This window comes from Sphingopyxis sp. 2PD (assembly GCF_005503695.1).
Lineage (GTDB): Bacteria > Pseudomonadota > Alphaproteobacteria > Sphingomonadales > Sphingomonadaceae > Sphingopyxis.
In genome coordinates this window covers 110,902-137,414 of record NZ_SCMU01000002.1, presented here as the reverse complement: position 1 = coordinate 137,414, position 26,513 = coordinate 110,902, and the positions used below count along the sequence as shown (strand labels likewise).

Below are 26,513 nucleotides of genomic sequence, written 5' to 3'. Positions count from 1 at the left end.
GCTGCGTAAACCGCAGTCGGCCCCCGCCTTCGCGGGGGCGACGACTAGATTTGATCACCCGCGCGTCGTCTTCCGCCAGAATTTCCAGCTGCTGCCGCCGCTGAGCACCCCGGCGCGGAAGAGGCGGACGGAGACGAAGATGACCAGCGCGACCCAGATCGCCTGCCAGCCGAGCGCGAGGAGATGGACCACCTTGCTGTCGTCGGTCGCGGCGCGGGCGGCCATGGCGAGCGGCGACGAGAGAGGGAAGATCTGCGCGATCGTCGACAGGCTGCTCCCGGGCGCGCTGGCGGCGGCGGTCGACAGGCTGAACATGCCGACCTGGAAGATGGTGATCGGCAGGCTGAGCATCTGGATTTCGCGCACCGTCGCCGCCTGCGCCCCGACGCCGAGGAACACCGCGCCGAGCAGCAGGAAGGACAGGATGAAATAGACAAAGCCCATGCCAAGGAAGAAGGGCCAGCCGGTTGCGGGCGCCGCGGTCAGGGCGGCCGCCGCCTTGCTGGCGTTTTGCATCGACGCGAGCGCCGCAGGGTCGATCTGCAAGGCCGCGATCAGCCCGCCGGCGAGCGCCATCACCAGCCAGAAGGCGATGAACAGCACCGCGACGCCCAGGAAACCGAGCAGCTTGCCGAGGAAGACGCTTTCGAGCGGGACTGCGGCGGCAAGGATTTCAATGACCTTGTTGCCCTTTTCCTCGGCGAGCGAGCTGACCGTCTGTCCCGCGAGGAGCAGGGTGAGCAGGAAGATGATGAAGACCGCGCCAAAGCCCAAGGATTGCTGGAGCGCGATGCTCGAGCCGCCGCTCGCCAAGGCTTCATATTTGGGAGCGACCGGGGGTAACGGCCCGGCAGCCTTTGATCGCAGCACATCGTCGGCGAGCAGCGCGAGATAGCGGCCGGCGTTGCTGTCCGCCTCGCGCTCGACGATGCGCGGGGCGGTGAGCGGGCCGCTGAGCACGGCGTAGGTGTCGCTGCCTTTTTCGCGCGCGATGGCGACCGGGTCGGTGTTGGCGGGGCTGGCGATTCGGACCTCGAGCACCGGCACCCGGCGCGCGACGCTGGCGCGCAGCCGCGCGTCGGCGGCGCGCAGCGCTTCGACATCGTCGGCGCCAACCACCGCGACGATGCGCCCGGCGCCGCGCGCGCTGTCGGCGAGCTGCGAGGCGCCCATGCCCCCCGCGAGGCCCATGCCGACCATGAAAAGGGGCGCGAGCAGGAACAGCAGGAAGGTCGGGGTGGCGACGATCGCGAGGAAGTCGCGGCGCGCGATGACGAGCATGTTTTTGAGGAAGGGGGTCATGCCAGCGCCTCCTCGACCGCGTCGGTTCCGGCATCGGCGTCGAAACTCGCATCGACCTGGCGGACGATGTGGACGAACGCGTCGTGGAGCGCAGGGCGGGTGATCGACAGGCCGGCGACGCCGAGGCCGCTGCCGGTGATCCGCGCCAGCAGCGGTTCGACGTCGGCATCCTCGATCGGGAAGAGCCAGCTGTCGCCGCGCGGTTCGGCGCCCGTTGGCAGAAGCGCGGCAATCGAGCCCGCATCGGCGTCGGCGCGCGCCGTATAGCGAACCTGCATCGGCAGCAGGCTGCGCGCGTCGTCGACCGTTCCTTCGAAGCGGCGCTGCGAGCGCGCAATGATCGCGAGCCGATCGCAGAGGCGCTCGGCGTGCGCCATGACATGGGTCGAAAACAGCACGGTGGCGCCGCGGTCGCGTTCGCGGCGGACGAGCATTTCGAGCCGTTCCTGGTTGACCGGGTCGAGCCCTGAAAAGGGTTCGTCGAGGACGATGAGGTCGGGGGCGTGGACGATCGATCCGATCAGCTGGATCATCTGCGCCATGCCCTTCGACATCTTGCGGATTTTCTCGTCGATCACGCGTTCGAGCCCGAGTTCGGTCATGAAGGTGGCAGCGCGGCGGCGGCCTTCGGACCAGTCGAGCCCACGCAGCGCGCCCATGAAGGCGATCGCCTCGCGCGCCTTCATCCCGGGATAGAGCCCGCGTTCTTCGGGGAGGTAGCCGATGCGGTGGCGCACCGATTGGGGACGCGCGCCAAAGATGCGGCTGGACCCTTCGTCGGGATCGATGATGCCCAGCGTCATGCGCAGGCTGGTGGTCTTGCCCGCGCCATTGGGGCCGAGCACGCCATAGATGCTGCCGGTCGGCACGGTTAGGCTGACATCGTCGACCGCCTTGAAGTCGCCGAAATATTTGGTGAGGCCGATCGCCTCGACGCTGAAATCGTTCAAGCTGCGGTCCCTGATAAGATCATCCACACGCTATGGCACGGGCGGGCGGCTCGCGTATAGAGCGGCAATGGTTGCCGAAGCCTTGCCTGCTGAAACCTCATCGCTCGAACACCGCCTGGAGGCGGTGGCGCGCGCGCAAGGATTCGTCGCGTTCGGGATCGCCGACGCCGATGCCGCGCCGCAGACCGCCGCGCGGTTGAATCAGTGGCTTGCCGAAGGACGCCACGGCGACATGATCTGGATGGAAAGCCGCGCGGCGCAGCGGGGATCGCCGAAAGGGCTGTGGCCTGAGGTCAAATCGGTGATCGCGCTGGGGATGAGCTATGCCCCGGCGCACGATCCGCTGGCGCTCGCCGATCATCTGGGTCGCGGGCGCATTTCGGTCTATGCGCAGGGCGGCGACTATCATGACGTCGTCAAAAAGGCGCTCAAGGCGGTGGCGCGCTGGCTGGTCGCCGAAGTCCCCGGAACCGAGCTCAAGGTGTTCGTCGATACCGCGCCGGTGATGGAAAAGCCGCTGGCGGCGGCTGCTGGGCTCGGCTGGCAGGGCAAGCACAGCAATCTGGTCAGCCGCGATCATGGCAGCTGGCTGTTTCTGGGGGCGATCTACACCACGCTGGCGCTGGCGCCGAATGTCGCGGCGCGTGACCGTTGCGGCAGTTGTTCGGCGTGTCAGGATGCGTGTCCGACGCAGGCGTTTCCCGCGCCCTATCGGGTCGATGCGCGGCGCTGCATCTCGTACCTGACGATCGAGCATGACGGGCCGATCCCGCTCGACCTGCGGCGCGGGATCGGCAACCGCGTCTATGGCTGCGACGATTGCCTGGCGGTGTGTCCATGGAACAAATTTGCCGAGACGGCGCACGCGCACCGGGCTTTTTTGCCGCGCGGCGAACTCGTCGCGCCGTCGCTCGCCGATCTGCTCGCGCTCGACGACGCCGGGTTCCGGCAGGTCTTTGCAGGGTCGCCGATCAAGCGCATCGGACGCGGTCGGATGGTGCGCAACGCCGCGATTGCGGCGGGGAACAGCGGCGATCCGGGGTTTCGGCCAGTGCTCGAACGGCTGGCAGCGGATGAAACGCCGATGGTCGCGGACGCGGCGCGGTGGGCGCTGGATGAGCTGGCGTCGTGACGTCAGTATCGATTTCAACACCGTAGCCCTGAGCTTGTCGAAGGGCGCTTGTCGGCGACGGGCGCCCTTCGACAAGCTCAGGGCTACGGTTGGTCTGGTCGGCGCCTGCTCTAGCGGCGCAGCGCTTCGATGCAGCTCGGCACATTGGCATCGCGGCCGTCGGGAGTGCGTGCGTCGACGTGGGTGGCGAGTGGATCGGCGCCTTGGCGTGGCGCGTAATAATAGATGTCGAGGATGCAGGCGGTGCCAGCGAACTGCAATTTGCGCGCCACCCCCTCGGCGACGTCGAGGCGCGGCTTGCCGAACATTCCGAGCGCGGCGTTGGCGGGGCGCCCGATCAGGCTGTTGTTCTGCGTCGGACGCGGCGCGGTGATCGGGCCTGCCGCGGGCGGCGCCTTGGGCGGGGTGGCGCGCGGAATCGCGTTGCCGGCGCAGCCGCCGAGCAGCAGGGCCAGCCCGGTGAGAATCGCCAGGCGATTGTTTTTGATCATCTGTTCGGGTCCCCGCTCGCCAAATGGAGCATGTGGACGGCCATAGCGGCGCTGACGATCGGCGCCAACAGATTGGCGACGGGTACCACAAAGCTTGCGGCGGACAGCAGCCCGAGCGACCAGCGAGCGGGCCGGCCCAGTCGCGGCCGGTCGGGATGGCGCGCCAGCACCATCGCCTCCAGATCGCGGCCGAGCAGCAGCGCGTTGACGAACAGTGCAAAGATCGGGGTGCCGATGCCGGTAACCAGCAGCAGGATATAGATCGGCAGCGCGAGCAGATTGCCGCCGATCAGCCGCACCAGCGACGCGAGCGCGAGGCGGATATTCTGCGCCCAGCCGACATCGACAGCGCGCGCCGCGGCGGCGGGATAATGGCGTCCTTCGACATCGGCGACGATCGCATCGGCGAACAGCCCGACGACGACGATCGCGACGGCGCGGAACAGCAGCCAGCTGCCCGCGATGATCAGGAGGACGACCAAGATGCCTGCCATGTCCTGTTCGGCAGCACCCAGCCACCCCCAATAATCCATCGCCCAGCGCGCCGCGAAAAACAGTGCGGCGCCCGCGACGACCAAGAGCAACAAGGTCAGCGCGAGGCTTTGCAGCAGGATGCGCAGCACGCGGGGGTTCGGCAGATCGCGAAGCGCGAGGAAAAAGGCATGCAAGGCACGGGTCATTGCCCGGGGATGCTGGGCAGCAGGGCGTGCGTCAAGCGTCGCGCTTGCCTTGACCCGCCGGCATCCCTAAAGCGCGGCAACTTTTTCCCACGCATCACAGGATTTTTCATGGCCGCCACCGCCCGTTTCGACGTTGTTGCCATCGGCAATGCGATCGTCGACGTCCTCGCCCGCGCTGACGATGCGCTGATCGAAAGCGAAAATCTGGTCAAGGGATCGATGCGCCTGATCGACGCTGACGAGGCCGAACGGCTTTATGCCGCGATGGGCCCGGCAATCGAGATGTCGGGCGGCAGCGCGGCGAACACGCTCGCCGGAATGGCGGCGCTCGGGCGCCGCTGCGGGTTTATCGGCCAGGTGGCTGAGGACCAGCTCGGGCAGGTCTTCACGCACGACCTGACCTCGCTCGGCGTTGCGTTCGACACACCGCCGTCGGACGCCGGCGCGCCGACCGCGCGCTGCCTGATCCTGGTCACCCCCGACGGCCAGCGGACGATGAACACCTTTCTGGGCGCGTCGCAGAACCTGGGGCGCGCGTCGCTCGACGCGGCGCTGATCGCCGATGCCGATATCCTCTATCTCGAAGGCTATTTGTGGAACGCCGACGCGTCGCGCGCGGCGATGGCGGAGGCGATCGGGATGGCCAAGACCGCGGGTCGGCGCGTCGCTTTCACCTTGTCGGACACCTTTGTCGTCGCGGGGCATGGCGAAGATTTCCGCCGCATGATGGCGGCGGGTGAGATCGACATCCTGTTCGCCAACGAGGCCGAGCTGCTCGAACTGGCACAGCAGGGCGATTTCGAGGCGGCGCTCGCCCAGGTCGCTGCCCAGGTGCCGCTGCTCGTCGCGACGCGCGGCGAAAAGGGTGCGGTTGCGATGACGGGCGGCGAACGCACCGAAGTCGCCGCCGAGCCGATCGACGACGTGGTCGATACGACGGGAGCGGGTGACCTGTTCGCCGCCGGTTTCTTGGCGGGACTGGCCGAGGGCCGCCCGATTGCCGACTGCCTGACGATGGGCGCGGTGTGCGCGCGCGAAATCATCGCGCAGGTCGGCCCGCGCGCGCAAACTGACCTGGGCGCCAAGGTCGCCGCGCGTCTCGGCTAGGAACTTTCGGTCAGCCGACGCGTCCTATGCGCCAGAAGAATGGCACAGGAGGATGGCATGGCCGACGAGATTCATGAAACGCGCGCGCCCGACGGGACGACGCACACGACGACGATCATCGATCGCGAACCGCGGCGCAGCGGCGGATTGGGCATGGGCCTGATCCTGCTCGTCGTGCTGGCGGTCGCGGGCTTTTTTGCGTTCCAGTTCCTCGCCAACGACAGCGCCGAGACTGGTGCGATCACCGAAGCGGCGCAGAAGGTCGGCGATGCGGCGCAGGACGTCGGCGATGCCGCGCAGGAAGCGGTGAAGTAGTCGAAGCCAGACGCTAGGTGGCGGCGGGCTCTGCCCCCGCCGCTTCGGGGTGTTTCTTGAACAGCGCGCGATCGGCGGGGCCGAAGCCGCGCGTCCAGATCAGCCATGAATAGATGCCGAGAATCACCGGCACGCCGATCAGGAGCTCTGCCCATTCGGGCAGCTGCGTCGCGCCCCAGCCAAGAATCGCGGCGCCTGCGGTCGCCCACACGAGCGCCCAGCGCAGGCTGTTGACCGGTGCGCCAAGGACGCGCGCGAGCAGCCGCGCCTTGACCACCGAAGCAAAGCCCAGCGCGAGCATCAGCGCCAGCGCGACCGCGGCGGCGTAGGTGATCGGGGGCAGGCCCATCGACTGTGCGACCAGGATCAGCGTGACGCTGAGCACCGCCTGCAACGCCAGCGTCGCGACGCTGATCAAAAGGTTGCGGTGGCGCGCGACATAGACCAGCGCGGCTTCGCTGACGACCGCAGTCGCGGCAACGACTTCGGCGGCGAGCAGGAAGGCGAGCGCGGCGGTGCCGCTGACGAATTCGGGGCCGACGAGGCCCATCACCGCTTCGCCGGGAATGCCGAGCGCGAGCGCGACCCCGGCCTGCGCGGCAATGATCCAGAAACCGACCTGGCTGACTTGTGCCGCCACGGCGGCAAGCCGCTTTTCGGCGAGGTTGCGGGTGATGACGGGGCCGAGGATCGGTTCAAAGCTCGTTTTCAGCTTTTGCGGCAGCGATGCGACCTGCTGCGCCATGTAATAGATGCCGTAGATGGTCGGCGAGGTGAACTGGCCGAGGATGAACAGGTCGAGGCGGCGCGTGCCCCATTCGATCGCATCGGCGGCGGCGAGCGGCGCGTTGCGCCGCGCAACTGCGATCAGCGTGGCCGGATGCGGTTGCCAGCCGCGCGGCCCGCCATAGTGGCGCAGCATCGGGATCAGCGCCGTCAGGAACGCCCCGACCATCGCGGCGGCGTAGGACAGCATCAACCCGTCGCGGACCGACACGAACCAGAATCCCGCCGCCGCCGCGCTGATCACCCAGGGTTCGACGATCGCGCGCGCGCGCACCGTTGTGCCGATGTCAAAGCGATAGGCGCAGGCGGCGAGCGCGATGTCAGTTCCCGCAATCGCGAAGACGAGCAATGCCATCCAGCGATCGCTGCCGCCGACATCGCCGGCGGGAAACATGAGCTGCGGCAACAGGAACAGCAGCGCCGAGCCCGCCGCCGACGCGAGAAAGGCGACGAACATGCCGTCCCAGACGACCGTGCGATGATCGGCGCCGGGAACGCTGAGCTGTTCGGCGAGCCCGCGCTTCAGGCCGAGCGTCGCGAGCTGGGCGACCAGCTCGATGACGAGCACGGCGAAGGCGAAGCGCCCGACGGCTTCGGGGCCGTACCAGCGGCCGGCGACATAGAGGAAAGGCAGGCGCGCGACCAAGCGGAGGATGAAGCCGAAGAAGTTGGTCCGCCCGCCCTTGGCAAGCGCGGCGGTGTCGGCATCGCCCGATGGGGCTGCGGTCGATGCGGGCGCGGCTGCGCTATCCGTCTGGCTCAAGCCCGCCGCCCCTTCTGCTGATCCCCGGCGCGCAGTCTAGCGCGGTGCGGGGGCGCAGGCAAATCCGTACAATCGATCACCGGCCCTCGGATCGCAGTGGGCGGCTGAGCAGGGCGTGAATGGCATCGGCGACGCGGGTTTCGCCCGCGACCAGTCGCGCGACGGTGTCGCAGATCGGCATGTCGATGCCGTCGGCACGCGCCGCGGCGGCAACGACCGGGGCGCTGAACGCCCCCTCGGCAACGGTGCGGCGGTCGGCCATCAGCGTGGCGGCATCCTCGCCGCGTCCGAGCCCTTGGCCGAGGGCGAAGTTGCGCGAATTCGACGAGGTGCAGGTGAGGACAAGGTCGCCGAGCCCGGCAAGCCCCGCGAGCGTTTCAGCCTGCGCGCCGCGCGCGAGGCCGAAGCGCGTCATTTCGGCAAAGCCGCGGCTGATCAACGCGGCGCGCGCGTTGAGCCCGAGCCCGGCGCCGTCGACGATACCGCAGGCGATCGCGAGGATATTCTTGATCGCGCCGCCAATTTCGGCACCGATGACGTCGGTCGACACATAGGGGCGGAAATGCGGGCGCGCGATCGCTCCGGCAATCGCGGCGGCGAGGTCGGGATCGGCGGCGGCGAGGGTGATGGCGGTCGGCAGCCCGGCGGCGACTTCGTTGGCAAAGGTTGGCCCCGACAGCACCGCGTGCGGACGCTGCGGCGCGAGGTCGCGCGCCATGTCGATCGGGAAGGCAAAGCTGCCCGCCTCCATCCCCTTGCTGCAAAAGATAAGCGGCGCGTCGCCCGCGGGCAGATCGGCGAGCACGGCGCGCAGGAATGGCACCGGTACGACGATGAGTAGCGCGTCAAGCTCAGCCATGTCGACGAGGGAGCCGGTCGCGGTCAGCGAGGCCGACAGCGCGGCGCCAGGCAGGAAGCCCGGGTTGCGATGCTCGGCATTGATCGCTGTCACGACCTCGGCTTCGCGCGCCCACAGGCGCACCGGGGCACCGTCGGCGGCGAGCAGCTGGGCGAGCGCCGTTCCCCAGGCGCCGCCGCCGACGACGCCGAAATTCTTGTATGACGTCATGCTTTCACGCGTCATGCCTTGACTCCGGCGCCGCGCACGGTTTCGGCCGCGGGATCGAGCGGCCAGCGCGGGCGAGCGGCGACCGACAGGTCATCAAACAGGCCCGCGGCGAAGCGCTCGGCCCCCGCCCAGGCGATCATCGCGCCATTGTCGGTGCACAGCCACAAGGGCGGTGCGACGAAGGGGCGATCGAAGCGCGCGGCAAGATCGGTTAGCGCCGTGCGGATCGCGCCGTTGGCCGCGACACCGCCCGCGACAACGAACGCGGTCGCGTCGGGACAGGCGGTCAGCGCAATGCGGCTGCGATCGACGAGGCAGTCGACAACCGCCTGCTGGAACGAGGCGGCGAGGTCGGGAATGCTGTGCGCGCCGGTGGCGGCGGCGCGGGCGACCGCGCTTTTGAGCCCAGCAAAAGAGAAATGCGGCTCGGCGCTGCCGACGAGCGGGCGCGGCAGTGGCACCGCATGGGGGTTTCCCTCGCGCGCGATGCGCTCGACTGCCGGGCCGCCCGGATAACCGAGGCCGAGCAGTTTGGCGGTCTTGTCGAACGCCTCGCCCGCGGCGTCGTCGATCGTGGTGGCGAGGCGGCGATAGTCGCCGACTCCGTTGACGAGCAGCAATTGGCAATGGCCACCTGAGACGAGCAGCAGCAGATAGGGGAATTTCAGATCGGGGTCGGCGAGGCGCGGGCTCAGCGCGTGGCCTTCGAGGTGATTGACCGCGATCAGCGGCTTGCCTGCGGCATGGGAAAGCGCTTTGCCGGTGACCAGCCCGACCATCACCCCGCCGATCAGCCCGGGGCCGGCGGTCGCGGCGATGGCATCGACATCGGCGAGCGACACGCCCGCATCGACCAGCACCCCGGCGACGATCGGCGCGAGCCGGTCGACATGCGCGCGCGCGGCGATTTCGGGAACGACGCCGCCGAACGGGCTATGCTCGGCCTCTTGCCCCGCGACCCGATGCGCCAAAATGCGCCGGTCGCTGTCGACGAGCGCTGCCGCGGTTTCGTCGCAGCTCGATTCAAGGCCGAGGATCAGAGTCATTATCTTGCGCGTTCCTTTACCCGCCCCTTTATCGGCAGGGCAAGCCGCGCTAGCAGCTTTGCGATGATCGACCTTCCGACCCCCGAAAACCCGCTTCGCATCGGCACCCGCGCATCGCCGCTGGCGATGGCGCAGGCGCATATGACGGTTGCGGCGCTGATCGTGGCGCACGGCCTTGCGCCCGAGGCGCTCACCATCGTGCCGATGACCGCCACCGGCGACCGGATCCAGGACCGTGCGCTGGCCGAGGTGGGCGGCAAGGAATTATGGACGCGCGAGCTCGACGCGGCGCTTGATGCCGAGCTGATCGATATTGCGGTCCATTCGCTGAAAGACGTCGAAACCATCCGCGATGCGCGCTTTGCCCTCGGCGCGATGCTCGAACGCGCCGATCCGCGCGACCGGCTGGTCGTGCGCGAAGGGATGGCGGCGACGACGATCGCCGATCTGCCGCACGGCGCGCGGCTGGGCACGAGCAGTCCGCGCCGCGCGGCGCAGGTTCGGCGGATCCGGCCCGATCTCGAGCCTGTGCTGCTGCGCGGCAACGTCGCGACGCGGCTGGCGAAGCTCGCGGCGGGCGAGGCCGACGCAACCTTGCTCGCGGCGGCGGGGCTCGACCGGCTGGGGATGCACGCGGTCGGCACGGCGCAGGACACCGCGATGCTCCTCCCGGCAGCGTCGCAGGGCGCGATCGGAGTCGAATGCCGCGCCGCCGATGGCGATACGCTGGCCTTGCTCCTCGCAATCGATCATGCGCCGACCCATCGTGCGGTCGCGGCAGAGCGCAGCTTTCTGGCGGCGCTGGGGGGCGATTGTCGCTCGCCGGTTGCCGCGCATGCGCATTGGCGCGATGACGGCATGCTGCAAATGGAAGCTGAAATTTACTCCGACGACGGCGCCGATCATGCCGCGGGGCATGCGCTGATCGATCATGACGATGCGGCAGCGGCGCTGGCGCGGCGATTGCTCGACGACGCTCCCGATACGGTGCGGCGGCTGTTCGCCGCATGAGCGGCGGCCTGCCGCTCGTCGTCACCCGCCCCGAACCGGGCAACAGCGCCACGATCGCGCGCGCCGCCGCGCTTGGTCTCGACGCGCGTGCAATGCCTTTGTTTGCCGCGTACCCGATCGACTGGGCGCTCCCGGCGCCGACCAACTACGACGCGCTGCTGCTGACCAGCGCGCAGGCGGTGCGGCTTGCGGGCGTGCAGCTTGCCGAGCTGGCGGCGCTGCCCGTCCACGCGGTGGGAAAGGCAACCGCCGACGCGGCGCGGGCGGCGGGGTTGACCGTGGTGCAGACCGGCACGGCCGATGGCCAGAGTTTACTTGACGCCATGGCGTCAGAAAAAATCGCCCGGATATTATGGCTTTGCGGCCGCGAACGGTCCGAATTCGATCCGCGTGGTGCGCTGCTGGACCCGCGCGCCTGCTATGGTGTCGAGCCGGCAGAACCGCCGGGCGACTGGGCCGAGGTCATCGCCGCGCCTGCCGTGCTGCTCGCCCATTCTGCGCGCGCGGCGCGGCGGATCGGCGACCTCGTCGGCCCATCGCGCGCGCATCTGGCGCTCGTCGCGATCAGCCCTGCCGTCGCCGCGGCGGCGGGCGCGGGATGGGCCGAACGGGTCGCGGCGGCAGCGCCCACCGACGCGGCAATGTTGGCACTGGCGCATGCTTTGTGCCACAAGGGCGGAAAATAGGGTCGTTCGAAAGAGAAATATGGCAATCGATAGCATCGACACCCCCTCGCCTGCGGTCGAGGCGGTCCCGGCCAGGGGACCATCGTTTCGGCTGCTCGCCATCGCTGCCCTGCTCCTGCTGCTGATCGGTGTTGCCGGGGGCGGCTGGGCGGTGAATCGCTGGCTGACCACTACCGATAGCGCCCCTGCGGCGAACGTCATCGCGCCGCCAGCGGTTCGCGATATGGCCGATCCGGTGCGGATCGCCGATGCGGTACCGAAAGGCGCGCCGCTGGTTGTCGCGCCCGTCGATGGCGCCAATGCGCTGGCGGCGCGCGTGGCGGAGCTCGAACAGCGGCTGTCGCGGATTACGCTGGAGGCCGAATCGGCGTCGGGCAACGCATCGCGGTCGGAAGGATTGCTCGTCGCCTTCGCCGTGCGCCGCGCGCTCGATCGCGGCCTGTCGCTCGGCTATCTCGACGCCCAGCTGCGTCTGCGCTTCGGCGACGACCAGCCCAACGCGGTCAAGACGATCATCGAAACGTCGCGCGATCCAGTGACGCTCGAACAATTGCGCGCCGAACTCGACACGCTGGCGCCGCAGCTGGTTGGGCGCGGCGGTGACGACAGTGGCAGCCTGTGGACCGGCTTTCGCCGCGAGCTGAGCGAGTTGTTCGTGGTCCGCGCGGCGGGAACGCAGTCGCCGCGCGCTTCCGAACGGCTCGATCGCGCCCGGCGTTATTTGGGTGCGGGGCAGGCTGATCTGGCGATTGCCGAGGTCGAGGCGCTGCCGGGGGCCGCTGCGGCCAATGATTGGCTGATCGATGCGCGGCGCTATCATGAGGCACGGCGTGCGCTTGACCTGATCGAGACCGCCGCGATATTGGAGCCGCGCGACAGTCCCGCTGCCGCAATCGCCCGCAGCACCGCGGCCCCGACCCCCTAGCGCGCGTCCCGAAAGGGCTGCTCGCCATATAGAGAAAGCCCGTTTCCATGGCCCTCGCCGATCCGCAGCGCATCGAAGCGCTCGACCCGCTCGACCCGCTCGACCCGCTTCAGCTTGACGCCGAACTCAGCGAAGAGGAGCGGATGGTCCGCGACACCGCGCGCGCTTACGCCACCGATGCGTTGCTGCCGCGCGTCACCTCGGCGTTTCTGGATGAGCGCTTCGACCGCGAGATCATGTCGGAAATGGGCGCGCTCGGCTTGCTCGGCGCGACGATCGACCCGGAATATGGCGGCGCCGGGCTGAACTATGTCAGCTACGGGCTGATCGCGCGCGAGGTCGAGCGCATCGATTCGGGCTATCGTTCGGCCTGTTCGGTGCAGAGCAGCCTCGTGATCCATCCGATCAACGCCTACGGCAGCGAGGAACAGAAGCGCAAATATCTGCCCGGGCTGACCTCGGGCGAACTCGTCGGTTGTTTCGGGCTCACCGAGCCCGATGCGGGCAGCGACCCCGGCGGGATGCGCACCCGCGCCGAAAAGATCGAAGGCGGCTATCGCCTGAAGGGCGCAAAGATGTGGATCACCAACTCGCCGATCGCCGACGTGTTCGTCGTGTGGGCGAAGTCGGAAGCGCATGGCGGCGCGATCCGCGGATTCATCCTCGAAAAGGGCATGAAAGGCCTCTCGGCGCCGAAGATCGAGGGCAAGGTCAGCCTGCGCGCGTCGGTGACCGGCGAGATCGTGATGGATAGCGTCGAGGTTGGTGAAGACGCGCTGCTGCCGCATGTGTCGGGGCTCAAGGGTCCCTTCGGCTGTCTCAACCGGGCGCGCTACGGCATCGGCTGGGGCGCGATGGGTGCGGCGGAATTCTGCTACGAAGCGGCGCGGGGTTACACGCTCGAACGCCAGCAGTTCGGGCGGCCGCTCGCGGCGAACCAGATCGTCCAGCTGAAGCTCGCCAATATGCTCACCGAAATCACGCTCGGGCTGCACGCGGCGCTGCGCGTCGGGCGGTTGATCGACGAAGGGCGCCTGATTCCCGATGCGATCAGCTTCCTGAAGCGCAACAATTGCGGCAAGGCGCTCGATATCGCCCGCGTCGCGCGCGACATGCACGGCGGCAACGGCATTTCCGCCGATTATCACGTCATCCGCCACGCGGTGAACCTGGAAACGGTAAACACCTATGAAGGGACGCACGACGTTCATGCGCTGATCCTGGGCCGTGCGATCACCGGTATTTCGGCCTTTGGTGGCTGACGGCGCGAAACCGCTCGCGGGCATTCGCGTCGTCGAACTGGCGCGGGTGCTCGCGGGCCCGTGGTGCGGGCAATTGCTCGCCGATCTGGGCGCCGAGGTGATCAAGGTCGAGCGGCCGGGGGTCGGCGACGATACGCGCAGCTGGGGCCCGCCGTTTGTCACGGGGACCGACGGCGAAAATCTCGGCGCAGCCTATTATCACAGCACCAATCGCGGCAAGTTGGGGGTGGCGATCGATATTGCCACCTCGGCGGGGCAGGCGGCCGTACGCGATTTGATCGCGGGCGCCGATGTGGTGATCGAAAACTACAAGGTCGGCGGGCTGGTCAAATATGGTCTCGACCCCGCGACGCTGCTAGCCGATTTCCCGCAGCTGATCGTCTGTTCGATCACCGGCTTCGGCCAAACCGGCCCCTATGCCCACCGCGCGGGCTATGACTTCATCATCCAGGCGATGGGCGGCGCGATGGCGTTGACCGGCGAACCCGACGGCGCGCCGCAAAAGGCGGGGATCGCCTATGCCGACATTTTTACCGGGATGTATTCGGCGGTCGCGATCCTCGCAGCGTTGCGGCGCCGTGACGCCACGGGTCGGGGCGCGCATATCGACATGGCGCTGCTCGATTGTCAGGTCGGGGTCCTCGCCAATCAGGCGGCTAATTATCTGGCGAGCGGCGTGTCGCCGCGGCGGTTGGGCAATGGCCACGCCAATGTCGTTCCTTATCAGGCGTTCGCGACCGCCGACGGCCAGCTGGTGATCGCGGTCGGCAACGACGGGCAGTTTCGTAAATTATGCACCATCTTGGGCGAGCCGCGCTGGGCCGATGACGTGCGCTTTGCGAACAATGCGGCGCGGTTGGCCAATCGCATGACGCTGATTCCGCTGCTCGCGGCGAAGGTCGCGGGTTGGGATGCGCAGCCGCTGGCGTTGGCGCTGGAGGCGGAGGGCGTCCCTGCGGGGCCGATCAACGATATTGCAGGGGTGTTTGCTGACCCGCAGGTGATCGCGCGCGAAATGCGGTTCCGGCCGGAAGGGGGTTTCGTTGATGGGCTCGCCAGCCCGATCGTCATCGATGGCGAGCGGATGGTCGCGGCGGGCGGAGCGCCGGTTCTGGGCAGCTGATTTCGCGCGGGAGCTAACAAACTGTCCTTTGTATTCCGTTCGTGTCGAGCGAAGTCGAGACACGCTGAGCTCTTGCCCGCCTGCGCGTGTCTCGACTTCGCTCGACACGAACGGGGTGGGGGATTGGTCTAGAAACCATCCCACTTCACCATAGTGTCCGCGCAACGAAAAAGGGGCGCCGTCGCCGACGCCCCTTTCCCCCTTTTTGTCGATTGCCGGTGGCTCAGAACTTGACCGTGCCGGTGACGAAAATCTGCCGCGGGTTGCCGTAGAAGGCGGTCAGCGTTCCTTCGGTGCCGAGCGCCGAGGTGGGCAGGCCGTTGCCGCCGAGGATCGGGGCGCCGGTCGTCGGGTTGACGTTGATGAAGGTATAGCCTGAGGTCTTATAGTCCTTGTTGGTCAAATTCTTGCCGAACAGCCCGATGCTCCAGCGATCGTCGGGGGCGGTATAGACGACGCTCGCGTCGAGCAGCGCAAAGCCCTTTTGATCGATGTAGGGGTTCGGGATTTCGAACTGATAGGTCTTGCTGCGGTACGACAAGGTTGTGCCAAAGCTGAGGTCGCCGTCGCCGATCGGGGTGGCATAGGCGAGGGTGCCACTGGCGGTCCATTTGGGGGTGTTCTGCACCTCGCGGAATTCGGCGACGTCGGTCGGGCGACCGCCGATGTTCGACACATATTCCTTATATTGCGCATCGATGTAGCCGAGCGCGGTCGACAGCGTCAGCCGATCGCCCGCCGCGGCGAGATCCTCGCCCAGCCGGATGCGACCTTCGAATTCGACCCCCTTGAAGGTCGCCTTGCCGGCGTTCGACACGATGCCGCAGAAGCTGGGCAGGCCGCTGACGGTGCAGGCGACCGAGCCCGGGATCTGGACGTCGGTATAGTCGGCGTAGAAGCCGGCGATCGCGACATTGACCGCGCCGTCCATCAGGCTGCCCTTGTAGCCGACTTCATAGCTTTCGACCTTTTCAGGACGGAAGCTCAGGAAAGCGGCGATTTCGGCGTCGCTGCGGATGCCATTGCCATCGGTATCGGGGGCGTTGACGCCAACGCCGCGCGGATCGAAGCCGCCGCCCTTGAAGCCCTGCGAATAGCTGGCGTAGAGCGTATGGTCGGGGGTCGGCTTGAAGGTGAGCGACGCGCGCGGGGTGAATTTCTTGAAGCTGCGCTTGCCGTCGAAATCGGTACCGGGGGCGCCAAAAGCGACTCCCGCGCCGCCAAACACCGGCGACCCGCCGCCGAGATAGTTCTGGCGCAGGATCGACGCTTCGCGCGTGTCCCAGGTGTAACGACCACCGAGCGACAGGCTGAGCTGGTCGCTGAAATCGAAGGTCGCGTCACCGAACACGGCATAGGTCGTGGTATCGACATCGGCCTCGGTAAAGGCGGTCAGCCCGGCGAGGGTGTTGAAGATGCGGACGTCGAATAGGGTGTCGGCGGTCGCGTCGAGATAGTAGAAGCCGAGCAGACCCTTCAGCCGGTCGCCTTCGTAGAGCAGCTGGAATTCCTGGCTGATCTGTTCGTTGAAGTAAAAGCCGGGAACATCGACATCGACCGCGGGCAGCGCGTCGAAATCGATCGGGGTCGCCGAGGTATCCTTGCGCCAAGCGCTGATCGAACGCAGCGTCACCGTGTCGGTCAGTTCGGCGGTGACATTGAACGCCAGGCCATAGGATTCGATCTCTTGTTTGGGATCGTTGAGGCCGCCGCGGCTGTCGAACACATTGTCGAGCACCGGCGCGTTGGTGCGCAGCGACGGGATCAGGCGGTGGCCGCCGCGCGGCGCGCTCTTGTCCTTGGTATAGTCGCCCGAAATGCGGATCAGCACCGGCGCGCCATAGCCGCCGAGCTCGACCGTGCCGCGGCCCGCCCAGACGTCCTTGTTGTAATTTTCAAGGCCGGTGGTGAGATTGTCGCCGAAGCCGCCGCGCGACAGCCGCGCAATCGAGCCGCCGACGCGGACGATGTCGCCGATCGGCGCGCTGGCGGTAACGACCAGGTCGGCTTGGTCATAGGTGCCGAGCGTGCCCTTGAGCTTGAGCGAAAATTCTTCGGGCAGCTGTTTGGTCACATATTTGACCGCGCCGCCGATGGTGTTGCGGCCGTAGAGCGTGCCCTGCGGCCCGCGCAGGATTTCGATGCGTTCGACGTCATAGATGTCGAGCACCGCGGCCTGCGGGCGGTTGAGATAGACGTCGTCAAGATAGAGGCCGACCCCCTGTTCGAAACCCGACACCGGATCCTGCTGGCCGACGCCGCGGATGAAGGCGCTGAGCGTCGAATTGGTGCCGCGCGACACTTCGAGCGTGGTGTTCGGCGTCGTCTGCCCGACGTCGGTGATATCGATCGCGCCCGCCTTGGTCAGCGCTTCGCCCGAATAGGCGGTGATCGCGACCGGAACGTCGATCAGGCGTTCGTCGCGGCGGCGGGCGGTCACGATGATTTCGTCATCGCCGGCGTCGCTGCTCGCCTCGTCGAGCGGTGCGGCGGCATCCTGCGCAAAGACGGCCGGGGTGAAGGCGAGCATGGACAGCGCGCTCGAAGCAAGGACGGCGCGGCGCAGCGGACGAGCGAAAGGACGCATGTAGGACTCTCCCATGTAAGGAGCGACCGCTTGCCGCCCCTGTCGTTTTTTTGGGCCCGGTGCTTGCCAAGCCGCGACGCACCCAATAATGAAACATGAACCAAGTTTCAACTTGGAATATGACTTCGTCGTTTTTTGCTTGCCAGTGGTGCGAAAAAGCCACGATGCAGCGGGGGCGTGCGGAGGGGAGACGGAAGATAGCCATGGATCAGCCGCAAGAAGCAGCACCGATCGCCGCGGGTGAGGCGCGCGACAAGACCCCGCGCACCGATCGCGGGCGCCGCACCCTGCGCAAACTGCTCGACGCCGCAGCGGTGGAGTTTGGCGAGCGCGGCTTTCACGAAGCATCGATCAGCGGCATCACCCGCCGCGCCGGGACCGCGCTCGGCAGTTTCTACACCTATTTCGATTCGAAAGAGGAAATCTTCCAGGCGCTGGTCCGCTATATGAGCGAGCAGCTACGCGATCATGTTACGCCGCTCGTGCAGGCGGCGCCCGACGAGATCAGCGCCGAGCGCATCGGGCTTGAATCCTTCCTGGGGTTCGTGCGCGAGCATAAGGAAATCTACCGGATCATCGACGAGGCCGAGTTCGTCGATTACGCCAGCTACCGGCGTCACTATGAAACCACCGTTGCACGCGTGCGCCAGCGGCTCGAGGACGGCGCGGCGCGCGGCGAGATTCGCGCCGACGTCGGCGAGATTCACGCCTGGGCGATCGGCGGGATGAACGTGTTCCTGGGCATGCGTTACGGCCTGTGGGACGCCGATGCCGATATTTCGGAGATTGCCGCCATCGCGAATGATTTTATCGCCAACGGGCTGAAAAAGCGGGATTGAATGCCATCCGCTGATAGCGCAACGTGGCAAACCGAAAGCTGTAGAGGTTAGAAATGGCTTACGCCCGCTCGGCTCTGACAATCTTCCATGACATGCTCGGAACGCTCGATCGCCTTCTGCACAAAGCAGAGGAGGCGGGCCTGGCGGACGATGTGCTGGCGGCCAAGCTGACCGACGACATGTTTCCGCTCGAACTGCAGATACGCGTCGCGATCAATCAGGTCTTGCTGGCACTGAATCAGGTGGGAGGACTTGCAGTCTCGCTTGAGGAGGCAGTCTATCGTTCGCTTGCGCAAGCTCGCGAACGCGTCGCGGTCGTTCGCGCGCTTGTCGAGCGTGCCAATGGCGATGACTGGGCTGCTGCGGACTCGACGGTCGACCTGACGTTGCCAAACGGCGTCCGTTTCCTGATGTCGTCGGAGGAGGATATTCGAGACTGGATCATGCCGAATTTCTATTTTCACATAACGATGGTGTACGCTCTCCTGCGCAATGCGGGGTTAGCCATCGGAAAAATGGACTTCATCCCCCACATGGATCGTTACAAGGTGCCGGTTGCGGAGTAGCGGCAGCACCGCGTCGCGCCTGATGTTGGCGCGAGCGTCGCCGATCAGCGACGCGAAATCAGAAAAATCGCATGTTCGGCGCGCCAGCTTGCCGCCGCATCGCTTGTCGGCCTGTCGCCCGACAGGTGCCACACGCGCTCGACCCGGATGCCTTTCGCGCGGACGAGATCGCGAAAATCGCTGACCGTGACATGGTGGATGTTCGGGGTTTCATACCAGGCGACGGGCAGCAGCCGCGTTACCGGCATGCGGCCATTCCAGAGCAGCGCGAGCCGGACGCGCCAATGCGCGAAATTGGGGAAGCTGACGAAGGCGCGCGGCGCGATGCGCAGCAGTTCGTCGACCACCCTGTCGGGGCGCTCGGTGGTTTGCAGCGTCTGCGACAGGATCGCATAGTCGAAAGCGTCATCGGGATAGTCGGCAAGGTCGCGGTTCGCATCGCCCTGCACCACCGACTGGCCGCGCGCGATCGCAGCGGTCACGTTTGCCGGGTCGATCTCGAGCCCGCGCGCATCGACGCCCTTGGCGCGCAGCGCCGCGATCAGCTCGCCATCGCCGCAGCCCACGTCAAGGACGCGCGCGCCGGGCGGCACGGCGTCGGCGATGATCGCAAGATCGGGGCGGAGAGCCATTAGAACCCGGAACCCAGGGCGCCCGCAACGAGGCGGTCGAGCGCCGGGACGTCGAGCAAAAAGGAATCATGACCGAAGGGCGCCGACAGTTCGACAAAGCTCGCCGCCGCACCGACGCTTTGCAGCGCCTGCACGATGCGGCGCGACTCCGAGGTCGGGTACAGCCAGTCGGTGTCGAAACTGACGAGGGTGAAACGCACGTCCTTTGCGCGGGCAAAGGCACCGGCGAGCCGCCCGTCGTGCGGGTCGGCAAGGTCGAAATAATCCATCGCGCGGGTGATATAGAGATAGGCGTTGGCGTCGAAGCGGTCGGTGAAGGCCAGCCCCTGATGCCGCAGATAGGATTCGACCTGGAAATCGGCGTCGAAACCAAAGCTCTTGATGTCGCGCGCCTGCAGACGGCGGCCGAACTTCTCGGTCAGCCCGGCTTCGGACAAATAGGTGATGTGCGCCGCCATGCGCGCGACCGCGAGCCCCTTGGTGGGCGCGCGCGCGCTGCCATAATATTGGCCGCCCTGCCAATCGGGGTCGGCCATGATTGCCTGCCGTCCGACTTCGTGGAACGCGATATTCTGCGCCGAATGGCGCGCCGCGCTCGCGATGACGAGCGCCGAGCCGAGGCGCTGCGGATAGGTCGCCGCCCAAGCGAGCGCCTGCATCCCGCCCATCGACCCGCCAACGACGGCTTGAAGCCGCGCGATGCCCAGATGGTCGAGCAGCAGCGCCTGCGCCCGCACCATGTCGGTGATTGTGATGACCGGGAACGCCATGCCCAGCGGCGCACCGGTCGCGGCGTCGGGGGTCGCGGGTCCGCTCGACCCCATGCAGCTACCGAGTACATTGGCGCAGATGACGTGAAAGCGGTCGGTGTCGATCGGCTTGCCGGGACCGACCATGCGCGCCCACCAGCCGGGCTTGCCGGTCGCCGGATGGTCGCTCGCGACATATTGGTCGCCGGTCAGCGCGTGGCAGATCAGCACCGCGTTCGACTTGTCGTCGTTGAGCGCGCCATAGCTTTGATAGGCGATCGTCGTCGCGGGCAGGCTCTGGCCGCTGTCGAGCGCGAGCGGCGCCGCGATCGTCACCCTCTGGTGCTGAATCTGGTGGAGCAGGCTCGCCATGATGGGCGCGGGGCTAAGCGGGTGCAGCCACCCTGTCAACGTACTGGACTCAGACGGCTGACGCGCTAAACGGCGCGGCATGACCGACACGACGCAAACCCTTGAGCCGAAGCCGTGGATCAGCGGCATCGCTCCCTATGTTCCCGGCAAATCGGCGGGAGCCGACGGTCGCCCGCTGATCAAGCTGAGCGCCAACGAAAATCCACTCGGGACGGGTGCCAAGGCGCGCGCGGCATTTGCGGCGGCGCAGGGCGCGGCCGACGCGCTGTCGCGCTACCCCGATCCGGGCTCGAACGAGCTGCGCGCCACGATCGCGGCGAAGTTCGGGCTCGATCCGGCGCGGATCATCTGCGGCAACGGGTCGGACGAACTGCTGCATCTCGCGGCGGGCACCTATGCCGGCGCGGGCGACGAGATCCTGTATGTGCGCTATGGTTTCGCGGTTTACGAGATTGCGGCGCGGCGCGTCGGAGCGGTGCCGGTCGAGGCCGATGACCGCGACTATGCGACCGACGTCGATGCGTTGCTCGCAGCGGTGACCGACAAGACGCGCGTCGTCTATCTCGCCAATCCGAACAATCCGACCGGCACGCTGGCGTCGCGCGACGAGGTTGCGCGCTTGTACGCGGGCCTGCCCAAGAATGTGCTGTTCGTCATCGACCAGGCCTATTCGGAATATCTGTCGGATGCCGAGGATGACGGCGGGCTCGAGCTTGCGAAGGCGCAGCCGAACGTGTTCATCACCCGCACCTTTTCCAAGATCCACGGGCTCGCCGCCGAACGCATCGGCTGGGGCTATGCCGCGGCCGAGGTGATTTCGGCGCTGCACCGCATCCGCCTGCCGTTCAACGTCACGCGCGCGGGGCAGGCGGCGGCGATCGCGGCGATCGGCGACGAAGACTTTGTGACCGCCAGCCGCGAGCATAACGCCAAATGGCGCGCCTGGCTGGCGCAGGAGATCGAGAGCCTGGGCAATCACGGGCTGCGCGTCGTGCCGTCGGCGTGCAATTTCCTGCTCGTGCTGTTCGAGGGCGACGTCAGCGCCGAGACGGTGTACAACCGGCTGATGGAGGCGGGCTATATCGTCCGCTGGCTGCCGGGGCAGGGCTTGCCGCATGCGCTGCGCATGACGATCGGCACCGAGGACGAGACGCGCGGGCTCGCCGCGGCGATCCGCGCCGCGCTGAACGGCTGATCGATGGCGCGTCCGGTCGAGCGATTGGCGATCATCGGCCTCGGCCTGATAGGATCGTCGATTGCCCGCGCGGTCAAGACGCGGCTGCCGGGCGTGAGCGTGACAGGCTATGACGCCGACGCGGACGTGCGCGACGTCGCGCAGCAACTCGCACTGTGCGACATCATCGCCGACCGCAACGACGCGGCGGTCGCGGGCGCCGATCTTGTCATATTGGCGGTGCCGGTTGGCGGCATGGCCGCCGCCGCGCGCGCGATCGCGCCCGGTTTGGCAGCGGGTACCATCATCTCCGACGTCGGATCGTCGAAAGCGAGTGTAGCCGAGGCGCTGGCGCATGCCTTGCCCGGGCATATCGTCATCCCCGCGCATCCGGTCGCCGGCACCGAAAACAGCGGTCCTGCCGCGGGCTTTGCCAGCCTGTTCGAGGGGCGCTGGTGCATCATCACCCCGCGTGCGGGCGCGCCCGAGGATGCAGTGGCTGCGCTCACAACCTTCTGGGAAGCGCTGGGGGCCAAGGTTGACGTCATGGACGCTGCGCACCACGACATGGTGCTCGCCGTGACCAGCCACCTGCCGCACCTCATTGCCTATACGATCGTCGGCACGGCGAGCGAGCTGGAAGAGGTCACCGAGAGCGAGGTGATCAAATATTCGGCCGGGGGCTTTCGCGATTTCACGCGCATCGCGGCGAGCGACCCGGTGATGTGGCGCGACGTGTTTCTGGCGAACAAGGACGCGGTGCTGGCGACGCTCCAGCGGTTCAACGAAGATCTGACGGTGCTGCAACAGGCGATCCGCCGCGGCGATGCCGACAAGCTGGAGGACTGGTTCACGCGCACCCGCGCGATCCGCCGGTCGATCATCGAGCAGGGGCAGGATGACGCAGCGCCCGATTTCGGGCGGAAGCATTAAACCACACGCCCAACCGCCGTTCGTATCGAGCGAAGTCGAGATACGCTCGCCCTGCCGGCGCTTCCACGTGTCTCGACTTCGGCCTGCGGCCGAAGTTTATCCTGAGCGCCTGCCAAGGCAGTCGAAGGGCTCGACACGAACGGGAATTAGGGGGCGCTATAGCCTTCGAGCAACGCCTCGGGCGGGTTCAGCGCATTGATCGCGCGCCAGACGCGCTCCTCGGCCTCCTCGCGCGGCAATCCGGCGGGGATTGTCGCGCCGACCTTATAGGTGATCGTCCCGGGCCATTTGACCCAGCGGCGCGGCGGATAGGCGATGCCGCTGTTCACCGCGACCGGGATCACCGGCACGCCGAGCAGGCGGTAGATGCCGGCAAATCCCGAGCGGAGCGGCGGTGCCAGCCCGTGCGGAATCCGCGTTCCCTCGGCGAACAGCACCAGCGGGCGATCCTTGGCCAGCGCGGCCTTGGCGGCGTTCAGCATCGCGCGCATCGCCTTGCCGCCGCCGTCGCGATCAACCGGAATCAGGCCATAGAAGCGCGCCGCCTGCCCCCAGACCGGGATGTTGAACAGCTGTTCCTTGGCAAAGACCGCCGGATGCTTGAACAGGCCGGGCTGCTCGATCGTCTCGAACGCGCCCTCATGCTTGAACACATAGAGCACCGGAATGTCGGGCATCTCGCCTTCGACGACGATTTTCTGGCCCAGCACGAAGCGGCAGGTCAGCCGGTGGAACTGCGCCCAGATCCGCACGAACCAGATCGTCGCGCGGTGCGAGATCGGCAGCGAAATCACCGCACCGATCGAGCTGAAACTGCTCATCAGCACGAACAGGATCCAGAACAGGATCGAACGAACCAGGGCCAAGATGTAACGCATCGGCCTTGCGCTTACAGACCGAGCAGGCCGCCCGCCAGCCCTGCGAGATATTTGTGATATTCGCGAAACAGCGTGGCGAAATTGGGCTCGCTGCGCACCGCGTCGGGCAGGATCGTCACCTTGTCGCCAACCGCGCGGGCGATCTCATATTCGGCGCGGCGCATATGCCAGTCGGTGGTCACCAGTCGCACGCTTTTATAGTTGCGCCGCGCAACCCAGGTCGCGACCTCGGTCGCGTTCGAACGCGTATCCTCGGCCTCGAACCCCAGCGCAATGCAGCAATCGAACAAGGCCTGCGGGCGTTTATATTCCGCCGCCAGCTCGCGCGGTTTCACCTCGCGCGCGACGCCGCTGATCAGCAGCCGCTTGGCGTCGCCTGCCTCGAGCCGTTCGAGCGCCCGGTCGATGCGCCCCGGCCCACCGGTGAGTACGACGATGGCGTCGGTTTTTTGCGCCGCAGCGGGGAGCGGCGGCAGCAGCGCAAACCACGCAAAGCCGAGCACCCAAGCCAGAAACAGAAGGGAAAGCAGGCGCTTGATCATAATATCTTCTTGAGCGCGGCGAGCAACGTCTGGCGCGCCGTCAGGGCTGCGAGGGCGATAGCCAATAGCGGCAGCGCCAGCAAGAGCGCCCAGCCGCCCGGACCCAGCGACGCGGTCGCCGCCAGCCCCGAGGTGACCCCCGCCCATTGCCAGCCGATCAGGAGCAACAGCGCCGCGGCGACCGCAGTGCCCAGCGCGATGCCATAGGCGGTGTCGATCGCGATCCGCCGCTGGAACAGCCGGGTGATCTGGCGGTCGGTGGCGCCGATCAGGTGGAGCATCTCGATCGTCGCGAAATGGGTTCCAAGCGCCGCACGCGCGGTCATGATCACTACCGCGGCGCTGGCGAGCGTCATCAATATGACGAGCGCGCCGGCGATCCATGCGAGCGAACCGATTAACTGGGCGACCGGCCCCAGCCATTCGGCATGCGGAATGATCCGCGCGCCGGGGGCTTCGGCGGCGACCAATGCGCGCAGCTCCTGCATGTGGCGGCTACGGTTTTCGCCGACAAAATCGATATCGACGAGCGCGGGAAGCGGAAGTGAATTCAGTACCGGATCGTCGCCATCAGCGCTGCCAAACCATTGTCCGAGCGTCGCCTGCAGCTCCTCGCGATCGACCGCGCGCGCCGACAGGACGAAGGGCTGGGCGGCGGCGGCGCGGCGCAGCGCCGCGGCCTGTTCGGCGCGGGTGACCGGGTTGGGGGTGACGATCTGCACCGTGACCCGTCCGGCGATGGCGCTGCCGATCGCATTCGCCGATCGCGCCAGCCCGACACCGGCCGCCGCGGCGAGCAGGGTCAGCATCATCAGGATCGCGATCACCCACGGGGTCGGGCCCGACAGGCGGCGATCGGGAAGCAGGCGGCGGTGCTGGACGGGAACGCGGGGGATGATCATCGGCGGCCCGTCATGCCCGGTTCGCCGGCGGATAGCGCAGCGCGCCGGTGGGGTCGGCGAGGCGGCCCTTTTCCAGCCGCATCATCTGGGCATTTTCGATGCGGCTGATCAGGTGAATGTCGTGCGTGGCGACCACGACGGTGGTCCCGAGGCGATTCAGCGCCTCGAACAATCCCAACAGGCGCGTCGCCATTTCAGGATCGACGTTCCCCGTCGGTTCGTCGGCGACCAGCAGTTGCGGGCGCGCGATCACCGCGCGCGCGATCGCGACGCGCTGTTGCTCGCCGCCCGACAGTGTCGCCGGGTGCGCCTCGGCGCGGTCACCCAGGCCGATCCAGCTCAACATTTCGCCGACTGGCCCCGACAGATCGTCTTCGCCGACCCCCGCGATCCGCAGCGGCAGCGCGATATTGTCGCGTGCCGACAGATGCGGGATCAGGCGGAAATCCTGAAACACCACCCCGATCCGGCGGCGAAAGCCGGGCAGGCGCTGGCGCGGCATGCTCACCAGATCTTCGCCGAACAGCCGGACGATGCCGCGGCTTGGTCGCTGCGCGAGGTAGAGCATCTTGAGCAGCGAGGTCTTGCCCGCGCCAGAGGCGCCGGTCAGGAAATAGAAGCTGCCCGGTTGCAGGTTGAAGCTGATGTCGCTCAGCACTTCGGCATCGGGGCCATAACGCAGGCCCACGCCGTCGAATTCGACCATCGCGCCACCGGGGCGCGGAGCGGCGGCGTCGGTCATGGCGTCACGCGCACGCGGTTCGGCGCGGGAAGCGTGGGACATAATCGGGGCGCGGCGGCGCTCATGCCCCGCCTGTTACACGGCTATAGTGTCAGGTAAAGCGGGGAGTGGGCGGCGTGCGACGACGCGGCACTTGCAACACCGCGAATCAGCGTGTTTAGAAGGGGACCATGATCCTCGCCTGCCCGTCCTGCCGCACCCGTTATGTCGTACCCGATACCGCGATCGGGCCGACCGGGCGCACCGTGCGCTGCGCAAGCTGCCGTCACAGCTGGTTTCAGGAGCCCGCGGCGATCGATCCGACCGCTTCGGCGGCCGTCGACGCGCCGGTCGCGGCTCCGGCAAGCGAGCCCGCACCTGCACCCGTTCCTTCCCATCCCGAACGTCCGGTCCCGGTCGCCGAACCTGCGCCGCCGCCGCCGCCCGAAGCCTTTGCCGCCGACCCGGCGCCGCGGGCGGCGCCCCCGGTCGTTGACGAAGCGCCGCTGCCCTTCCGCCGCCCGCGGCGCAATCCGGCGAAGCGCTGGACGCTGATCGCGGCGAGCGCCGCCGTGCTGATGATCGCGGCAACCGCTGGACTCACATATTTCGGCCTGCCCAGCTGGGCGCAAGGCCTAGGGCTTCCCGGCATGGCTGCCGAACCCGACCTGGTGATCGAGCTGCCGCCCAACCAGGACCATCGCGAGCTCGCCGACGGAACGATCTATTTCGCCGCATCGGGGGTGATCATCAACCCGACCGACCGCGAACAACGCGTGCCGCCGATCCTCGCCGAACTGCGCGATGCGCAGGGGACGATCGTCTATAGCTGGACGATCAAGCCGCCGGTGCGGATGCTGCCGCCCAACGAAAAGGTCAATTTCAGCGAAGCAAAGCTCGACATCCCGCGCCGCGCGACGCAGCTGACCGTCAGCTGGGCATTGCCGAAAAGCTAAGTTCTTCCAGAGGT

Annotated in this window: 27 protein-coding genes; 13 read left to right on the top strand and 14 right to left on the bottom strand. The window is 67.2% G+C overall.

Annotated elements, in window-relative coordinates; all coding sequences use genetic code 11:
- Positions 1-54 precede the first annotated feature (54 nt).
- Together FFS18_RS02420 and FFS18_RS02415 are read right to left on the bottom strand one after the other, a co-directional pair.
- A complete protein-coding gene (locus tag FFS18_RS02420; RefSeq protein WP_137869627.1) occupies positions 55-1,302 on the bottom strand; it encodes an ABC transporter permease in 1,248 nt (415 codons plus the stop codon).
- Positions 1,299-2,252, bottom strand: coding sequence for an ABC transporter ATP-binding protein (locus FFS18_RS02415; protein WP_137869626.1), 954 nt, complete (start codon positions 2,250-2,252; stop codon positions 1,299-1,301). The genes FFS18_RS02420 and FFS18_RS02415 overlap by 4 nt, the downstream gene beginning before the upstream one ends.
- 67 nt (positions 2,253-2,319) lie before the next feature.
- Between FFS18_RS02415 and queG the strand changes: the two genes are divergently transcribed.
- Positions 2,320-3,384: a tRNA epoxyqueuosine(34) reductase QueG gene (gene queG, locus FFS18_RS02410; RefSeq protein ID WP_137869625.1), complete on the top strand. Its 1,065-nt coding sequence runs from the start codon at positions 2,320-2,322 to the stop codon at positions 3,382-3,384.
- Between the two features lie 110 nt (positions 3,385-3,494).
- On the opposite strand, the gene FFS18_RS02405 is transcribed toward queG, so the two are convergent.
- Together FFS18_RS02405 and FFS18_RS02400 are read right to left on the bottom strand one after the other, a co-directional pair.
- Positions 3,495-3,875 (bottom strand): hypothetical protein, encoded by a 381-nt coding sequence (locus FFS18_RS02405; protein ID WP_137869624.1) that lies wholly within the window; start codon positions 3,873-3,875, stop codon positions 3,495-3,497.
- Positions 3,872-4,555 (bottom strand): EI24 domain-containing protein, encoded by a 684-nt coding sequence (locus FFS18_RS02400; protein WP_137869623.1) that lies wholly within the window; start codon positions 4,553-4,555, stop codon positions 3,872-3,874. Before FFS18_RS02400 ends, FFS18_RS02405 begins: the two co-directional genes overlap by 4 nt.
- Before the next feature lie 108 nt (positions 4,556-4,663).
- Between FFS18_RS02400 and FFS18_RS02395 the strand changes: the two genes are divergently transcribed.
- Together FFS18_RS02395 and FFS18_RS02390 are read left to right on the top strand one after the other, a co-directional pair.
- On the top strand, positions 4,664-5,662 hold the full coding sequence (locus tag FFS18_RS02395; RefSeq protein WP_137869622.1) for an adenosine kinase: 999 nt from the start codon (positions 4,664-4,666) through the stop codon (positions 5,660-5,662).
- A 57-nt stretch (positions 5,663-5,719) separates the two neighbouring features.
- On the top strand, positions 5,720-5,977 hold the full coding sequence (locus FFS18_RS02390; protein WP_120218352.1) for a hypothetical protein: 258 nt from the start codon (positions 5,720-5,722) through the stop codon (positions 5,975-5,977).
- A gap of 13 nt (positions 5,978-5,990) precedes the next feature.
- On the opposite strand, the gene FFS18_RS02385 is transcribed toward FFS18_RS02390, so the two are convergent.
- The 3 genes from FFS18_RS02385 to tsaD form a co-directional block, all read right to left on the bottom strand.
- Complete coding sequence (locus FFS18_RS02385; RefSeq protein ID WP_137869621.1) at positions 5,991-7,526, bottom strand: lipopolysaccharide biosynthesis protein; 1,536 nt, start codon at positions 7,524-7,526, stop codon at positions 5,991-5,993.
- A gap of 76 nt (positions 7,527-7,602) precedes the next feature.
- Complete coding sequence (locus FFS18_RS02380; protein ID WP_249340258.1) at positions 7,603-8,610, bottom strand: NAD(P)H-dependent glycerol-3-phosphate dehydrogenase; 1,008 nt, start codon at positions 8,608-8,610, stop codon at positions 7,603-7,605.
- Positions 8,607-9,641: a tRNA (adenosine(37)-N6)-threonylcarbamoyltransferase complex transferase subunit TsaD gene (gene tsaD, locus FFS18_RS02375; RefSeq protein WP_137869620.1), complete on the bottom strand. Its 1,035-nt coding sequence runs from the start codon at positions 9,639-9,641 to the stop codon at positions 8,607-8,609. Before tsaD ends, FFS18_RS02380 begins: the two co-directional genes overlap by 4 nt.
- 63 nt (positions 9,642-9,704) lie before the next feature.
- On the opposite strand from tsaD, the gene hemC reads away from it, so the two are divergent.
- The 5 genes from hemC to FFS18_RS02350 are packed head-to-tail and all read left to right on the top strand — an operon-like array spanning position 9,705 to position 14,648.
- The gene (gene hemC, locus FFS18_RS02370) at positions 9,705-10,652 is read left to right on the top strand and encodes a hydroxymethylbilane synthase (protein WP_137869619.1); all 948 of its coding nucleotides are present in this window, start codon (positions 9,705-9,707) and stop codon (positions 10,650-10,652) included.
- Positions 10,649-11,338, top strand: coding sequence for a uroporphyrinogen-III synthase (locus FFS18_RS02365; RefSeq protein ID WP_137869618.1), 690 nt, complete (start codon positions 10,649-10,651; stop codon positions 11,336-11,338). Before hemC ends, FFS18_RS02365 begins: the two co-directional genes overlap by 4 nt.
- A gap of 19 nt (positions 11,339-11,357) precedes the next feature.
- Entirely contained in the window at positions 11,358-12,263 is a 906-nt protein-coding gene (locus tag FFS18_RS02360; RefSeq protein ID WP_120217644.1) for a mitofilin family membrane protein, read from the top strand.
- 47 nt (positions 12,264-12,310) lie between these two features.
- Positions 12,311-13,525, top strand: a complete 1,215-nt coding sequence (locus FFS18_RS02355; RefSeq protein ID WP_137869617.1) for an acyl-CoA dehydrogenase — start codon at positions 12,311-12,313, stop codon at positions 13,523-13,525.
- A complete protein-coding gene (locus FFS18_RS02350; protein ID WP_137869616.1) occupies positions 13,518-14,648 on the top strand; it encodes a CaiB/BaiF CoA transferase family protein in 1,131 nt (376 codons plus the stop codon). The genes FFS18_RS02355 and FFS18_RS02350 overlap by 8 nt, the downstream gene beginning before the upstream one ends.
- A 223-nt stretch (positions 14,649-14,871) precedes the next feature.
- On the opposite strand, the gene FFS18_RS02345 is transcribed toward FFS18_RS02350, so the two are convergent.
- Positions 14,872-17,235, bottom strand: coding sequence for a TonB-dependent receptor (locus tag FFS18_RS02345; RefSeq protein WP_137869615.1), 2,364 nt, complete (start codon positions 17,233-17,235; stop codon positions 14,872-14,874).
- A 203-nt stretch (positions 17,236-17,438) separates the two neighbouring features.
- Between FFS18_RS02345 and FFS18_RS02340 the strand changes: the two genes are divergently transcribed.
- Both FFS18_RS02340 and FFS18_RS02335 read left to right on the top strand, forming a co-directional pair.
- Positions 17,439-18,074 carry a TetR/AcrR family transcriptional regulator gene (locus FFS18_RS02340; RefSeq protein ID WP_137869614.1) on the top strand — a complete coding sequence of 212 codons (636 nt, stop codon included), beginning with the start codon at positions 17,439-17,441 and terminating at the stop codon, positions 18,072-18,074.
- Positions 18,075-18,127: 53 nt separating this feature from the next.
- Positions 18,128-18,640 (top strand): DUF1993 family protein, encoded by a 513-nt coding sequence (locus tag FFS18_RS02335; RefSeq protein ID WP_137869613.1) that lies wholly within the window; start codon positions 18,128-18,130, stop codon positions 18,638-18,640.
- A gap of 44 nt (positions 18,641-18,684) precedes the next feature.
- Here the strand turns inward: FFS18_RS02335 and metW are convergent, their stop codons facing one another.
- Entirely contained in the window at positions 18,685-19,272 is a 588-nt protein-coding gene (gene metW / locus FFS18_RS02330; RefSeq protein ID WP_137869612.1) for a methionine biosynthesis protein MetW, read from the bottom strand.
- On the bottom strand, positions 19,272-20,393 hold the full coding sequence (gene metX, locus FFS18_RS02325; RefSeq protein ID WP_137869611.1) for a homoserine O-acetyltransferase MetX: 1,122 nt from the start codon (positions 20,391-20,393) through the stop codon (positions 19,272-19,274). The genes metW and metX overlap by 1 nt, the downstream gene beginning before the upstream one ends.
- A 79-nt stretch (positions 20,394-20,472) precedes the next feature.
- Between metX and hisC the strand changes: the two genes are divergently transcribed.
- Together hisC and FFS18_RS02315 are read left to right on the top strand one after the other, a co-directional pair.
- Entirely contained in the window at positions 20,473-21,588 is a 1,116-nt protein-coding gene (gene hisC, locus FFS18_RS02320) for a histidinol-phosphate transaminase (protein WP_137869610.1), read from the top strand.
- A 3-nt stretch (positions 21,589-21,591) separates the two neighbouring features.
- Complete coding sequence (locus FFS18_RS02315; protein ID WP_137869609.1) at positions 21,592-22,500, top strand: prephenate/arogenate dehydrogenase family protein; 909 nt, start codon at positions 21,592-21,594, stop codon at positions 22,498-22,500.
- Positions 22,501-22,646: 146 nt separating this feature from the next.
- Here the strand turns inward: FFS18_RS02315 and FFS18_RS02310 are convergent, their stop codons facing one another.
- From FFS18_RS02310 to ftsE, 4 genes are read right to left on the bottom strand one after another with little or no spacing between them, the layout of a single operon-like run.
- On the bottom strand, positions 22,647-23,378 hold the full coding sequence (locus FFS18_RS02310) for a lysophospholipid acyltransferase family protein (RefSeq protein WP_120217635.1): 732 nt from the start codon (positions 23,376-23,378) through the stop codon (positions 22,647-22,649).
- 11 nt (positions 23,379-23,389) lie between these two features.
- Positions 23,390-23,920: a YdcF family protein gene (locus FFS18_RS02305; protein ID WP_120217634.1), complete on the bottom strand. Its 531-nt coding sequence runs from the start codon at positions 23,918-23,920 to the stop codon at positions 23,390-23,392.
- Entirely contained in the window at positions 23,917-24,822 is a 906-nt protein-coding gene (locus FFS18_RS02300) for a cell division protein FtsX (RefSeq protein WP_137869608.1), read from the bottom strand. Before FFS18_RS02300 ends, FFS18_RS02305 begins: the two co-directional genes overlap by 4 nt.
- Positions 24,823-24,832: 10 nt before the next feature.
- A complete protein-coding gene (gene ftsE / locus FFS18_RS02295; RefSeq protein WP_120217632.1) occupies positions 24,833-25,564 on the bottom strand; it encodes a cell division ATP-binding protein FtsE in 732 nt (243 codons plus the stop codon).
- A gap of 170 nt (positions 25,565-25,734) precedes the next feature.
- On the opposite strand from ftsE, the gene FFS18_RS02290 reads away from it, so the two are divergent.
- Complete coding sequence (locus FFS18_RS02290; protein ID WP_137869607.1) at positions 25,735-26,499, top strand: zinc-ribbon domain-containing protein; 765 nt, start codon at positions 25,735-25,737, stop codon at positions 26,497-26,499.
- Positions 26,500-26,513: the final 14 nt, after the last annotated feature.

Coding starts and splice junctions, on each gene's coding strand:
- FFS18_RS02405 (WP_137869624.1), bottom strand. CDS start 3,875: ATGATCAAAAACAATCGCCTGGCGATTCTCACCGGGCTGGCCCTGCTG.
- FFS18_RS02380 (WP_249340258.1), bottom strand. CDS start 8,610: ATGACGCGTGAAAGCATGACGTCATACAAGAATTTCGGCGTCGTCGGC.
- FFS18_RS02315 (WP_137869609.1), top strand. CDS start 21,592: ATGGCGCGTCCGGTCGAGCGATTGGCGATCATCGGCCTCGGCCTGATA.
- queG (WP_137869625.1), top strand. CDS start 2,320: ATGGTTGCCGAAGCCTTGCCTGCTGAAACCTCATCGCTCGAACACCGC.
- FFS18_RS02310 (WP_120217635.1), bottom strand. CDS start 23,378: ATGCGTTACATCTTGGCCCTGGTTCGTTCGATCCTGTTCTGGATCCTG.
- FFS18_RS02420 (WP_137869627.1), bottom strand. CDS start 1,302: ATGACCCCCTTCCTCAAAAACATGCTCGTCATCGCGCGCCGCGACTTC.
- hemC (WP_137869619.1), top strand. CDS start 9,705: ATGATCGACCTTCCGACCCCCGAAAACCCGCTTCGCATCGGCACCCGC.
- FFS18_RS02290 (WP_137869607.1), top strand. CDS start 25,735: ATGATCCTCGCCTGCCCGTCCTGCCGCACCCGTTATGTCGTACCCGAT.
- ftsE (WP_120217632.1), bottom strand. CDS start 25,564: ATGACCGACGCCGCCGCTCCGCGCCCCGGTGGCGCGATGGTCGAATTC.
- FFS18_RS02400 (WP_137869623.1), bottom strand. CDS start 4,555: ATGACCCGTGCCTTGCATGCCTTTTTCCTCGCGCTTCGCGATCTGCCG.
- FFS18_RS02395 (WP_137869622.1), top strand. CDS start 4,664: ATGGCCGCCACCGCCCGTTTCGACGTTGTTGCCATCGGCAATGCGATC.
- hisC (WP_137869610.1), top strand. CDS start 20,473: ATGACCGACACGACGCAAACCCTTGAGCCGAAGCCGTGGATCAGCGGC.
- FFS18_RS02305 (WP_120217634.1), bottom strand. CDS start 23,920: ATGATCAAGCGCCTGCTTTCCCTTCTGTTTCTGGCTTGGGTGCTCGGC.
- metW (WP_137869612.1), bottom strand. CDS start 19,272: ATGGCTCTCCGCCCCGATCTTGCGATCATCGCCGACGCCGTGCCGCCC.
- FFS18_RS02365 (WP_137869618.1), top strand. CDS start 10,649: ATGAGCGGCGGCCTGCCGCTCGTCGTCACCCGCCCCGAACCGGGCAAC.
- metX (WP_137869611.1), bottom strand. CDS start 20,393: ATGGCGAGCCTGCTCCACCAGATTCAGCACCAGAGGGTGACGATCGCG.
- FFS18_RS02340 (WP_137869614.1), top strand. CDS start 17,439: ATGGATCAGCCGCAAGAAGCAGCACCGATCGCCGCGGGTGAGGCGCGC.
- FFS18_RS02300 (WP_137869608.1), bottom strand. CDS start 24,822: ATGATCATCCCCCGCGTTCCCGTCCAGCACCGCCGCCTGCTTCCCGAT.
- FFS18_RS02390 (WP_120218352.1), top strand. CDS start 5,720: ATGGCCGACGAGATTCATGAAACGCGCGCGCCCGACGGGACGACGCAC.
- tsaD (WP_137869620.1), bottom strand. CDS start 9,641: ATGACTCTGATCCTCGGCCTTGAATCGAGCTGCGACGAAACCGCGGCA.
- FFS18_RS02335 (WP_137869613.1), top strand. CDS start 18,128: ATGGCTTACGCCCGCTCGGCTCTGACAATCTTCCATGACATGCTCGGA.
- FFS18_RS02360 (WP_120217644.1), top strand. CDS start 11,358: ATGGCAATCGATAGCATCGACACCCCCTCGCCTGCGGTCGAGGCGGTC.
- FFS18_RS02345 (WP_137869615.1), bottom strand. CDS start 17,235: ATGCGTCCTTTCGCTCGTCCGCTGCGCCGCGCCGTCCTTGCTTCGAGC.
- FFS18_RS02355 (WP_137869617.1), top strand. CDS start 12,311: ATGGCCCTCGCCGATCCGCAGCGCATCGAAGCGCTCGACCCGCTCGAC.